The sequence below is a fragment of the Pseudomonas sp. S9 genome (assembly GCF_000222125.1).
In the GTDB taxonomy this organism is placed as follows: Bacteria; Pseudomonadota; Gammaproteobacteria; order Pseudomonadales; family Pseudomonadaceae; genus Aquipseudomonas; species Aquipseudomonas segetis.
Map to the genome: position 1 here is coordinate 297,526 of NZ_AFFX01000003.1, position 12,678 is coordinate 310,203.

The 12,678-nt window shown below is 58.3% G+C and carries 10 protein-coding genes and 1 pseudogene; 5 read left to right on the top strand and 6 right to left on the bottom strand.

All coding sequences use genetic code 11. The annotated features are described in order from the left end of the window. Nucleotide 1 precedes the first annotated feature (1 nt). The 6 genes and pseudogenes from etfA to PSES9_RS23175 all read right to left on the bottom strand — a co-directional run bounded on the left by etfA (nt 2) and on the right by PSES9_RS23175 (nt 8,446). Nucleotides 2-1,243, bottom strand: coding sequence for an electron transfer flavoprotein subunit alpha (gene etfA / locus PSES9_RS0108090; protein WP_010485838.1), 1,242 nt, complete (start codon nt 1,241-1,243; stop codon nt 2-4). Beyond that, on the bottom strand, nt 1,240-3,189 hold the full coding sequence (gene dgcB, locus PSES9_RS0108095; RefSeq protein ID WP_010485839.1) for a dimethylglycine demethylation protein DgcB: 1,950 nt from the start codon (nt 3,187-3,189) through the stop codon (nt 1,240-1,242). The genes etfA and dgcB overlap by 4 nt, the downstream gene beginning before the upstream one ends. Before the next feature lie 211 nt (nt 3,190-3,400). Then, entirely contained in the window at nt 3,401-5,461 is a 2,061-nt protein-coding gene (gene dgcA / locus PSES9_RS0108100; protein WP_010485841.1) for a dimethylglycine demethylation protein DgcA, read from the bottom strand. A gap of 39 nt (nt 5,462-5,500) precedes the next feature. Beyond that, a complete protein-coding gene (locus PSES9_RS0108105) occupies nt 5,501-6,031 on the bottom strand; it encodes a 4-vinyl reductase (RefSeq protein ID WP_010485843.1) in 531 nt (176 codons plus the stop codon). 94 nt (nt 6,032-6,125) lie between these two features. Continuing rightward, on the bottom strand, nt 6,126-7,103 hold the full coding sequence (locus PSES9_RS0108110; RefSeq protein ID WP_010485845.1) for a dipeptidase: 978 nt from the start codon (nt 7,101-7,103) through the stop codon (nt 6,126-6,128). A 373-nt stretch (nt 7,104-7,476) separates the two neighbouring features. Continuing rightward, nucleotides 7,477-8,446: pseudogene (locus tag PSES9_RS23175) on the bottom strand (GlxA family transcriptional regulator). A 267-nt stretch (nt 8,447-8,713) separates the two neighbouring features. On the opposite strand from PSES9_RS23175, the gene choX reads away from it, so the two are divergent. The 5 genes from choX (at nt 8,714) to PSES9_RS0108140 (ending at nt 12,659) form a co-directional block, all read left to right on the top strand. Then, nucleotides 8,714-9,649, top strand: a complete 936-nt coding sequence (gene choX / locus PSES9_RS0108120; protein ID WP_010485849.1) for a choline ABC transporter substrate-binding protein — start codon at nt 8,714-8,716, stop codon at nt 9,647-9,649. A 74-nt stretch (nt 9,650-9,723) separates the two neighbouring features. Further along, nucleotides 9,724-10,608, top strand: coding sequence for a 3-keto-5-aminohexanoate cleavage protein (locus PSES9_RS0108125; protein WP_010485851.1), 885 nt, complete (start codon nt 9,724-9,726; stop codon nt 10,606-10,608). A gap of 57 nt (nt 10,609-10,665) precedes the next feature. Further along, nucleotides 10,666-11,631 carry an L-carnitine dehydrogenase gene (locus tag PSES9_RS0108130; RefSeq protein ID WP_010485853.1) on the top strand — a complete coding sequence of 322 codons (966 nt, stop codon included), beginning with the start codon at nt 10,666-10,668 and terminating at the stop codon, nt 11,629-11,631. A 48-nt stretch (nt 11,632-11,679) separates the two neighbouring features. Then, entirely contained in the window at nt 11,680-12,153 is a 474-nt protein-coding gene (locus PSES9_RS0108135) for a thioesterase family protein (protein WP_010485855.1), read from the top strand. A gap of 59 nt (nt 12,154-12,212) precedes the next feature. Beyond that, nucleotides 12,213-12,659, top strand: coding sequence for a GNAT family acetyltransferase (locus PSES9_RS0108140; RefSeq protein ID WP_010485857.1), 447 nt, complete (start codon nt 12,213-12,215; stop codon nt 12,657-12,659). Nucleotides 12,660-12,678: the final 19 nt, after the last annotated feature.

Consider the following 12,678-nt stretch of genomic DNA (forward strand, 5'->3'; position numbering starts at 1 on the left):
GCTAGGCTGCATCGCGAATGCCTCCCTGACGATGAGCATCGATACGTGCGATCAATGCTTGAAGGATGGCCGCCGAGTCGCCAATGACCGACAGATCAGCGCGTTTAACCATGTCGCAATTGGCGTCCATGTTCACTGCGATCACCTTGTCGCACGCGCCTATACCTTGCAAGTGCTGGATGGCGCCTGAAATACCCACGGCCAGATAGACCCGCGCCGTGACCCAGGTTCCGGTCGCACCCACTTGGCGATTGCGTGGCATGAACCCGTCATCGACGGCCACCCTCGATGCGCCTTCGGTTGCGCCCAATGTCTCGGCTGCCTGGTGAAACAATGACCAATCGCTCACGCCATTGCCGCCGGACAAGATAAATTCAGCCTCTGCCATTGGAATCAACGCCGGGTCGACAGCCACCGCTCCCAGATCCTTGATGCGCGAGCGGCTCGGGTTGATTGCGTCTTGCAGCTGCATGGGTTGCGCCTGATGACGGGTTTCACTGATCGGCTCTGCGCATTCGGCAGAGGCTAGGATCAGGCGTGGCGCCGGACGGTGCAGGTCCTGCTGGCCAGCACCGGCGCGCCCGATACTTTGCTCATCGGCGACTTGCCAAACACGGGTTGCCGGACGCTCTGACAAGCTCGCGGCCAGCCTGCGCCCCAGTTCACCGCCGCCATTACGGCTGGGTTGGGGGGTACGGCTGTCTGGCAGTAACCAGTGGCGCGGCTCAAGCTGGTTTTCAACTCGCACCAGCGCCTGCACGCGCTGTTCTGGCGAGTAGCCATCAAACACGGCGTCAGTAAAGTGCAGGATCCGGTCGACGCCTGCGGTGTCGAATCCGTTCTCCTTATGCTCGGCAAAGACAACCGCAACCACGGCGCCTTCTGTGCCGGCCAGTTTATGGGCAAGGCCCAGCAGGTCCTTGTCGTGGCTGCTCAGGCGACCGCCGACCATGTCCGGCACCACGCAGATATGGAATGCCGGCTGCTCGACAATATGCAGTGGCAATTGCTTCTCAGCCGTTGGGCTGCTGCGCTTGCTGCCGCTGCTTTGCTGTGCCCCTGAGCGGTCGATACGCTTGATGCCGTTGGGGCCAATAAAACCTACGGCATGCGGGTTTTTGCGGGTTACTCCTGCTGCGCTGAGCCATCGAGTCACGCTGCTTTGCATGCTCGAATGCAGCGGATGCAGGCGATTGCGTGCTATCCACTCGGCACGCGGGTCGCGGCGAATAATGTCACTCATACGGCCTCCACTGCTTCGCGTTGGGCAGGGCGAGTCGCGGTTGTTTCAACCAAGGCTTCGGCAACCAACTCGGCGATGTCTTTGATTTGCGGGCGAGGCTCGACCACGCCTTCAAGCATGGCGGTACATTGTGGACAGCCTACCGCGACAATTTCAGCGCCGGTTTCCTTGATATCGACCATGCGCATGTCTGGAATCCGCTGTTTGCCCGGAATATCGGTGATAGGTGCGCCACCGCCGCCGCCGCAGCAACGAGAGCGAAAACCAGAGCGCTGCATTTCCTTGACCTCGATACCAATTGCCTTGAGCACGCTGCGCGGGGCTTCATATTCACCGTTGTAGCGTCCGAGGTAGCAAGGATCGTGATAGGTAACCGAGGCCCCCTGGTGCTGGCTCAGGTTGAGTTTTCCGCTGCTGATCAGTTGGTCGATATAGGTGCTGTGGTGCAGAACGCTGTAGTCCCCCCCGAAAGCACCGTATTCGTTTTTCAGTACATGAAAACTGTGCGGGTCGGCGCTGACGATGGTATTGAAGCGGTATTGCGCCAGTGTGCTGATATTGCGCTTGGCCAACTGCTGGAAAGTGGCTTCATCACCAAGCCGGCGCGCCACATCGCCGCTGTCGCGCTCTTCCAGTCCAAGCACGGCGAAATCGACATTGGCGGCTTTAAGCACTTTGACCAGTGCGCGCAAGGTGCGTTGATTACGCATGTCGAAGGCACCGTCACCGACCCAGAACAGTACATCGGCCTCTTGCTTGTCGCGCATCAGGGGGAGGTCGAGATCCGCAGCCCAGTTCAAGCGTCCGCCGGGTGCAAAACCGCCGGGGTTGTCAGTGGCAATCAGGTTTTCCAGTACTTCAGCGCCCTTGTTGGGTGTGGCACCTTTTTCCAGCGTCAGGTGACGGCGCATATCGACGATGGCATCGACGTGCTCGATCATCATCGGACACTCTTCAACGCAGGCACGGCAGGTGGTGCACGACCACAGTGTTTCAGCGTCGCCCAGGGCCTTGCCGTCCAGTGACAAAATAGGCAGGTGCGGGGCGCCGCTGTGTTCGCCGATCTTCTTGCCCGGATAGGGCGAGCCGGCAAATTTGGCGTCAGTGCCACCAGCCAGGCCAACAACCATGTCTTGAATGAGCTTTTTCGGGTTCAGCGGTTGGCCTGCGGCAAAGGCCGGGCAAGCGGCTTCGCATTTACCGCATTGCACGCAGGCATCAAAGCCAAGCAACTGGTTCCAGGTGAAATCCTTGGGTTTCTCAACCCCAAGTGGCGCCTGCGGGTCATCCAGGTCGAGGGCTTTCAACCCAGTGGAGCGGCCACCGCCAAAACGTTCGGCGCGCCGGTGCCAGGCCAGGTGGAGTGCCCCGGCAAAGGCGTGTTTCATCGGTCCGCCCCAGGTCATGCCGAAGAACAGTTCGCTAACGCCCCAGGCGATCCCCAGCAGCAGAATTGCCGCCAGCAGCCAGCCACCAAAGCCTGCTGGCAGAATCCCGGCAACCGGCAATGTGGCAATAAACAAGCTGGCGGAAAACGCCAGCAGGCTTTTCGGCAGGCGCATCCACGGCCCTTTCGACAGCCGTGTCGGTGGGTTGAGGCGGCGTTTGGCGACAAACAGCGCACCCACAAACATCAGCCCAGCGGCAACCAAGAGGGTGAAGCCCAAAACCCTGTTATGCAGGCCAAGGCCATGGACCAAAATGGCCAACACCGCCGCCAGGACGAAACCTCCGGCGGTGGCGACGTGGGTGTTGGCGATATATTTATCGCGGGCGACCACATGGTGCAGGTCGACCATATAGCGGCGTGGCATGGCCAGCAGCCCGCCGATCCAGTCAACCTGGGCAGCCCTGCCGCGGCGCCACATGGCAAAGCGTTTCATGGCACCGATCACGGCCAGCGCCAGCGCGGCAAAGAGCAGAATTGGCAAAACGGTATTCAACATCATTGGGTCTCCTTGGCGGGACCGCATAATCCAGGGCAAGTTGGTCTAGTGCTAACTCACCAACGAATAGCTCTGAGCCCAAGCCTTTGCTCTTATTCAATCCATCAGTCACCCGATCGAATCACTGAGTATGCTGAGCAAGGCGTTCGCCGCAGCCAATATGGTTCTATTGGCAAGGCGGACAACGCTGCTCAGCGCGCTCAGCGGGCGATCAGAAGTCTTTACAGAGCCTCAAGGCATCGTAGATGGCTGCGTGCGTATTGCGCTGGGCAACGCAGTCACCGATACGAAACAGCAAGTAGCCATCGCCGCTCTCGCTCAGGCAAGGCTGGGGTTGAATGGCGAATAGTGCTTCGACGTCGATCTGTCCCTTGTTGCGCGAGCCATCTTTGAGTGCGTAGTACAGGCGTTCGTCGGGACTTACGCCGTTCTCCACAACCACTTGGTCGATCACCCGTTCCTCATGCTCGCCGGTGTATTCGTTTTCCAGTACTGCGACCAGCTTGTCGCCTTCGCGGTAGACCTTTTCCAGCATCAAATCGCCGGTCATGATCACTTCCTTGGGGTACATGCTGCGGTAGTAAGTGGGGAACGATGTACCGCCGATGGCGACGCCGGGCTTGATGTCGTCGGTGACGATCTCGACCTGTGCGCCCTTGTCCGCGAGGAAGTCGGCCACTGACATTCCGGTGAATTCGCAAATGGTGTCGTAGACCAGCACGTTCTTGCCTGGGGCGACCTTGCCATCGAGGATGTCCCAACTGCTGACGATCAAACCTTCTTGCGCGCCCCATTGCGGATTTTGCTCGACAAAGGGATGGCCGCCGTTGGCCAGCACCACAATGTCCGGGCGCAGGTCGAGAATCGTCGCTTCATCGGCGCCAGTACCAAGGCGCAGGTCTACGTTCAGGCGTGCCAGCTCAAGCTGGAACCAACGGGTGATACCGGCAATCTGGTCACGCTGCGGGGCTTTGGATGCCGTGGTGATCTGCCCACCGAGCTGGTCTTTCTTCTCGAACAGGGTCACATCATGGCCACGCTCTGCCGCCACACGCGCAGCTTCCATCCCGGCCGGGCCACCGCCGACCACGACCACCTTGCGTTTGACCCCGGTGGTTTTCTCGATGATGTGTGGCACACCCATGTATTCACGGGAGGTGGCAGCGTTTTGAATGCACAGTACATCCAGGCCTTGGTATTGGCGGTCGATGCAGTAGTTGGCACCGACACACTGCTTGATCTGGTCCACCTGGCCCATCTTGATCTTGGCGATCAGGTGCGGGTCGGCGATGTGCGCGCGAGTCATGCCGACCATGTCGACATAGCCGCCTTCAAGGATGCGCGTGGCCTGGTTCGGGTCCTTGATGTTCTGTGCGTGCAGCACCGGCACCTTGACCACTTCCTTGATGCCCGCCGCCAGATGCAGGAAGGGCTCAGGCGGATAGCTCATGTTGGGGATCACGTTGGCCAGGGTATTGTGCGTGTCGGACCCCGAGCCGACCACGCCGATAAAGTCGAGCATGCCGGTATCGTCGTAATACTTGGCGATTTGCTTCATGTCTTCGTGGGTGAGGCCGTCCGGGTGAAAATCATCACCGCACAAACGGATGCCCACACAAAAGTCATCGCCGACTTCCGCACGTACCGCCTTAAGCACTTCCAGGCCAAAGCGCATGCGCTTCTCAAAGGTGCCGCCCCATTCGTCTTCACGCTTATTGACCCGTGGCGACCAGAACTGGTCGATCATGTGCTGATGCACAGCCGACAATTCGACGCCATCGAGCCCGCCTTCCTTGGCACGGCGTGCGGCCTGGGCGTAATTGCCGATGACCCGCCAGATTTCCTCGGGCTCGATGGTTTTACAGGTGGCGCGGTGAACCGGTTCGCGGATACCCGATGGCGACATCAGCGTTGGCCAGTGGTAACCGTCCCAGCGAGAACGGCGGCCCATGTGGGTAATCTGGATCATGATCTTGGCGCCATGCTTGTGCATGGCGTCGGCCAGGTTCTGGAAGTGCGGGATGATGCGATCGGTCGAAAGGTTGACCGAACTCCACCACTGCTGCGGGCTGTCGATGGCAACGACCGATGATCCACCGCAAATCGCTAGGCCGATGCCGCCCTTGGCCTTTTCTTCGTAATACTTGACGTAACGCTCGGTCGTCATACCGCCATCAGTGGCGTACACCTCGGCGTGCGCCGTGCTGATTACACGGTTGCGGACAGTCAGTTTGCCGATCTGGATCGGCTGGAACATTGCCTCGAAAGCCATTTCTTACTCCTCAGCTGATGGTGCTTTAAAACGGCTGGGTCAAATAGGTTTAACAACAAAAAGCCCGTGCTCATGCCCTTCTTCGGAGGCGCCGAACTCTTGTTCGGCAACGGTCCGGATTGGGCTGCCGCTGGCTTCGAGAATCTGGTCCATGGCGCCGGCGAACCAGCCGGTGAACATGTAGTCGACCTTGCGTCCGCACTTGCCGTATACATAGACAAATGCCGAATGTTCGAGGCGCACCTCGGCGGTGCCCTTTTCCCGATTGATTTGCTCGATCTTGAACAGGCCCCAGCCACGCTGCGAAAGACGTTTCATGTAGTGCTCGAATACGGCCACGCCTTTCAGGTCGTGACATTCAGCCTCTTTTTCGCACCAGTGCCAGGCGGATTTATAGCCGGCCTTGTAGAGAATCTCGGCATAGGCATCTGCGCCCAAAACCTCTTCGATGCCCATGTGGTTGTTGACGAAGAAATGCCGCGGAACATAGAGCATCGGCAAGGCGTCGGTGGTCCAAACCCCGGTTTCATCATCAACTTGGATTGGCATCTCGGGTGCGTGTGTGGACATGTTCAAACTCCAAAAATCCCAGGTTTGCAAAGCCAGGGCCTTGCCTTGAAAAATACGGGGTTCATACCCGTTCATTAGCTGTTTTGCGCCAGGGTTATTCGCCCCAGACATCAGCCAGCACACGGACCCAGTTGTCGCCCATGACCTTGCGCACCACGCGCTCGGGCATGCCGCGCTTGAGCAGGGTCTCGGTGAGGTTGGGGAATTCGCCCACGGTACGGATGCCCAGCGGGTTGACGATCTTGCCGAAGCTGGTCAGGCGGCGTGCGTAGCCTTTGTCGTGGGTCAGCCACTCGAAGAACTCCTGGCCGTGACCCTGGGTGAAATCGGTGCCAATGCCGATGGAATCCTCACCGACGATATTCATCACGTACTCAATGGCTTCGGCGTAATCATCGATGGTGGAATCGATGCCTTTGGCGAGGAAGGGCGCAAACATGGTGACGCCGACAAAGCCGCCGTGGTCGGCGATGAACTTCAGTTCTTCATCGGACTTGTTGCGCGGGTGATCCTTGAGTCCACTTGGCAGGCAGTGCGAATAGCACACAGGTTTTTTCGATTCGAGAATGACTTCTTCGCTGGTCTTGGAGCCCACGTGAGACAGGTCGCACATGATGCCGACGCGGTTCATCTCGGCTACGATTTCGCGGCCAAATCCGGAAAGACCGCCGTCGCGCTCATAGCAACCGGTACCCACCAGGTTCTGGGTGTTGTAGCACATTTGCACTATGCCAACGCCAAGCTGCTTGAAGACATCAACATAGGCAATCTGGTCTTCAAAGGCATGGGCGTTCTGGAAGCCAAAGATGATTCCGGTCTTGCCTTGCTCTTTCGCCGCGCGGATATCGGCCGTGGTGCGTACCGGCATCACCAAGTCGCTGTTCTCGCGGATCAGCTTCTGGCTGGCGCCGATGTTGTTCACCGTGGCCTGGAAACCTTCCCAGACCGACACGGTGCAGTTGGCTGCGGTGAGGCCGCCTTTACGCATGTCTTCAAAGAGTTCGCGGTTCCATTTGGCGATGATCAGCCCGTCAATAACGATGCTGTCGGCGTGTAGTTCGGCTGGGCTCATCAGGCTGTCCCCTCAAGTTGTGACGTCATATCTATTGATGACGCTTTGAGGTGAGCATATCCCCGGGGGGTGAAGTAACCCGATGCAAAAACGACTGAGGGATTGCCGAAAGCGTCAAGCCCAGGTCGCAAACGGATAGGTCACCTGATGGAAGGATAAAGGGTGTTCCTCCCTAGCCATCGTCACCACCAGGGGTGTGACAGGGCGAAGCGTGTCCACCGGCTCTCGAAAAATGGGCGCCGCTTTTTATTCCGGCTGGCGGGTAAATAATTACCGTCCCCTGAGCATCTGGATGCGCTGACAATGGTGGGAGGCGCCCTACGCCCGGTGCTCTGTTGGGGCGCGACACGCGCGGAGCGTATCCGCCAGCAGGCTATTGGTGCTCGTGGCGATCCTGGCTGGGGCTGGTCTGGAAGCGCTTGCGGTAGCGCCGCGAGAAATAGGAGGAGGACTCAAACCCGCAGGCGAGGGCGACTTCGAGCACGCTCATGTCGCTTTGACGGAGTAATTGCCGGGCCTTATCCAGGCGCAGGTTGAGGTAGAAGTTGGCCGGCGTGTCATTCAAGTGCTGGCGAAACAAGCGTTCAAGCTGGCGCGGGGTGATCTGCACCAGGTCAGCCAGCTGTTGTGGGGTGAGTGGGTTTTCACTGCGCCGCTCGATCTCGGCGATCACCTGGCTGAGCTTTTTGTTATGCACCCCGTAGCGGCTGGTGACCTGCATGCGCTGATGATCCTGGCGTGAGCGAATGCGGCCGAGGACAAACTGTTCGGACACCTTCACCGCCATGGGCTCACCGTGATCGCGGGCAATCAGCGTCAGCATCATGTCTATGGTCGATTTCCCGCCAGCCGTGGTGATGCGTTTGCCATCGATTTCGAATAATTCCTGGGTAACCTTCAGGCTCGGGTAGCGTTCCTGGAATGCGTTGATTGCTTCCCAGTGCAGGGTAATGCGTTGTTTGTCCAGCAATTTGGCCTCGGCCAAGATAAAACTGCCGGTGTCTATTGCACCTAAAAAACCTGCCGGTGTCTATTGCACCTATCACCACGCCTTCGCGATCAAGCCGATGCAGCCATGCCGACAATGGCTGGCTGTAGCCGCCGAGTGGTTCGAAGCCGCTGATTACGAACACCGTATGCGGCCAGTCGTCGTGATCCAGCGCGCTTTCAACGTTCAGCGACATGCCATTGCTGGCTTGTACCGGGCCGCCATCCACGCTGAGCAGGCGCCAGTCATACAGCTCGTCTTTAAAACGATTGGCAACGCGCAGCGGCTCGATCGAGGACATCAAGCCCATCATCGAAAACCCCGGAAGCAGCAGGAACCAGAAGGTTGTTGGCATTGCGTTGGTTCACCTCTGAAGGGCTTGGTTAGGTACGGCTCGGCGCCGTAAAGCTGATTGCGCCGCAGTCGCTATAGTTCCACAAGTAGTCGCTAAAGTGCGCTTTATCCAGCGCTGTCTTGGGTATTGTGGCTGCATCGGGCGCTATCCAGTCCGAAAACGGGGGGGCTTGACGGCCTCTACAGAACAAAATCCAGGCCCTGTCGCAGGCTGTTTTGCGGCACACCGAGGCCTTGGATATAAACCGTAAAGTGAGGGAGCAAAACCATGAAACGTCTAAATGCAATCGCCGGTGGCTGTGTACTCGCCCTGTGCAGCTCGTCGTTGTTGGCTGCGGATCAAGCAAGCTGTAAGAACGTGCGTGTCGGTGCAGTCGGTTGGACGGATGTTGTTGCAACCACCGCTGTGGCCTCCACTTTGCTTGAAGGGCTTGGTTATGAAACCAAGCAGACCCAAGCATCGCAGCAGATTATTTTCGCCGGTATCCAGAAAGACCAGATCGATGTGTTCCTTGGCTATTGGAAGCCGATCATGGATTACAACATCCAGCCGTTCCTTGAGAAAAAAGCGGTCAAGGTAATGGACACGCCATCGCTCAGTGACGCCGTCGCTGCGCCTGCCGTGCCGACCTATGCAGCAGACAAAGGCCTGAAAACCATGGCTGATATTGCAAAGTTCAAGGATCAGCTCGATGGCAAGATCTACGGCATTGATGCCGGTTCAGGCGCCAATACCGCAATTCAGAAGATGATCGATACCAACCAGTTTGGCTTGGGCGAGTTCAAGCTGATCGAGTCCAGCGAGGCGGGCATGCTGGCTGCGGTAAACCGGGCCACGCGCAGCAAAAAGCCAATCGTGTTCTTCGGCTGGAAGCCGCACCCAATGAACCTGCAACACCCAATTACTTACCTGACCGGCACTGAAGATGTATTCGGCCCGAATGATGGCGCTGCCACGGTTTCGACCGTTACCGCGCCAGATTACGCCGAGCGTTGCCCGAACGTGAATCAACTGCTGAGCAACATGCGCTTCACCAGTGAGCAGGAAAGCCAGCTGATGCAGCCGATCATGGATCGTAAAAAGCCAGAAGATGTCGCCCGCGACTGGATCAAGGCTAATCCACAAGTCGTCAGCGGCTGGCTCAAGGGTGTCACCACCTTTGACGGTAAGCCTGCAGACAGCGCAATTGCCGCGCTGAAGTAAACCAACCCTGAAAACCCCATGCGCGGCTTTGTCCACGTATGGGTTTCTGTTGCCTGGAATTAGGAGTCACAGCCATGAATTATGAAGTCATTGTCACCTGCGCAGTCACCGGGGCTGGCGATACAGTCGGCCGACACCCGGCAATTCCCGTGACTCCTAAAAAGATTGCCGAGGCGGCAATCGAAGCGGCTAAGGCCGGCGCTACGGTTGCACATTGCCACGTGCGTGATCCTGAACCCGGAAAGCCAAGCCGTGATGTCGCGTTGTACCGCGAAGTGGTCGAACGCATTCGTGAAAGCGACACCGATGTCATTATCAACCTCACAGCCGGTATGGGCGGTGATCTTGAGATCGGTCTTGGCGAGCAGCCGCTGGAGTTTGGCGCTGGTACCGATCTGGTCGGCCCGCTGGAGCGACTCAAGCATATTGAAGAGCTGCGCCCGGAAATCTGCACCCTGGATTGCGGCACCCTGAATTTTGGTGATGGCGACTACATCTATGTCTCCACTCCTGCCCAGCTGCGCGCTGGCGCTAAACGCATTACCGAGCTGGGCGTCAAGGCCGAGCTGGAAATCTTTGACACCGGCCACCTCTGGTTTGCCAAGCAAATGCTCAAGGAAGGTTTGCTCGAAGATCCGTTGTTCCAGCTTTGCCTGGGCATTCCGTGGGGCGCTCCGGCCGATACCGTGAGCATGAAGGCCATGGTCGATAACCTGCCTGCGGGCGCAACCTGGGCCGGCTTTGGCATTGGTCGCACGCAAATGCCAATGGCGGCGAAAGCCATGTTGCTGGGCGGCCATGTTCGTGTCGGTCTTGAAGACAATATCTGGCTGGATCGCGGTGTTCATGCCACCAACGGCCAGTTGGTCGAGCGCGTGATTGAAATCATCCAGCGCCTGGGTGGCCGCGCACTGACCCCCGCTGAAGGTCGCGAAAAGATGAAGCTCAAAGCTATCTAACCATCTTGGTTGGGCGACACGCCCGACCAGCTCTGCTTGCGATTTGAAGGAGCCGATATGAAATTTGTGACTGAAGTAAAGACCTTTGCGGCCATTTGTACCGGTGTGATCGGCAGTGGCTGGGTGGCGCGGGCGCTAGCCCATGGCCTCGATGTGGTGGCGTGGGACCCCGCACCGGGTGCTGAAGCTGCATTGCGCCAGCGTGTAGCCAACGCCTGGCCTGCGCTTGAGCAGCAAGGCCTGGCGCCAGGTGCCGCGCAGGAGCGCTTGCGTTTTGCCCAGAGCATTGAAGACTGTGTGCGTGATGCGGACTTTATTCAGGAAAGCGCGCCCGAAGTGCTGGCGTTGAAACTCGATCTGCACGCCAGGATCAGCGCTGCTGCACGGCCAGATGTTCTGATCGGTTCAAGCACTTCAGGGCTCTTGCCCAGCGAGTTCTATGCCGACTCACGAAACCCGCAACGCTGCGTGGTGGGGCATCCGTTCAACCCGGTTTACCTGCTGCCATTGGTCGAGGTGGTCGGTGGCGAGGAAACCGGGCCCGAAGCGGTACAGGCCGCGATGCAGGTGTATACGGCCATCGGCATGCGTGCGTTGCATGTGCGCAAGGAAGTGCCGGGCTTTATCGCCGACCGCCTGCTCGAAGCCTTGTGGCGTGAAGCGCTGCACCTGGTCAATGATGGCGTTGCGACCACGGGCGAAATCGATGATGCAATTCGCTTTGGCGCTGGCCTGCGTTGGTCATTCATGGGTACGTTCCTGACCTATACCCTGGCCGGTGGTAATGCTGGCATGCGGCACTTTATGAATCAGTTTGGCCCGGCATTGAAACTGCCCTGGACCTATCTGGAGGCGCCAGAGTTGACTGAAGGCCTGATCGACAGTGTGGTCGAAGGTACGGCGGCCCAACAAGGCGAGCGTAGTATTGCCGAGCTGGAGCGCTACCGTGATGATTGCCTGATTGCCGTTCAAGAGGCGATCCGGCAAACCAAGGCCAAGCACGGCCTTGACTTCGCTGATTGATCTGGATACCTATGCCGGGCCTGGCATAGCAACTTTAGGAGTCGTCCAATGACCCGGCTAACCACTTATCAAACCGAAGTGTTGCCTGAGTGGGTTGATTACAATCAGCATCTGCGCGATGCCTTTTACCTGCTGATCTTCAGCTATGCGACCGATTCGCTGATGGATCATTTAGGGCTTGATGAGGCGGGGCGGGGGAGTACCGGTCATACCTTGTATACCCTTGAGTGCCACCTCAATTACCTCAACGAGGTGCGTTTGGGCGCGCAGGTCGAGGTGCGAACGCAAATCCTCGCCCATGACCAAAAGCGCTTGAATATACATCACAGCCTGCACCTGGTGGGGGTTGAAGCCGCCTTGGCCGAGAGCGAGCAGATGTTAATGAATATCGACGTCAACACCGGGCGCTCAGCGGTATTTGCCGATGCCGTGCAAACCCGGGTCGATACCTTGGCCGCTGCCCATCAGCACTTGCCGGCGCCGGTGTATGTCGGTCGGGTCATAGGTTTGCCTAAACGCTGAACAGGGTCGAATAGCCTTGGCCGGGGCGTTATGCTCGACGCTTTGGCTGAGGCACGGCAATGAATTCAATCCGCCAATACTCCGATCATCTGCATCGCCAGGCTGTTATCACGCTTTGGCAGGCCACCTTTGGCGACATGACTGGGCACAACGAACCGGGTCTTGCGATAAATACCAAGTTGCAGATGGCCGATGGCCTGTTCTTTGTTGCCTTGGCGGGCGATGCGGTCGTTGGCACGGTACTCGCCGGATACGATGGTCATCGTGGCTGGCTCTATAGCGTCGCGGTGGACCCGCAGCGCCAGCGGCAAGGCATTGGTGCGCAACTGGTCAAGCATGCAGAGCATGCCTTGGCGGAGCGTGGCTGTATGAAAATCAATCTCCAGGTAGTCGAGGCAAACGCTCGGGTCAGCGCGTTTTATGAGGCTCTTGGCTACAGTATCGAGCCGCGCATCAGCATGGGTAAGCGGGTCACGGCCAATATCCCGACGCCACAGCTGGCTTGAGCCTTGTTGTTGATGCAGG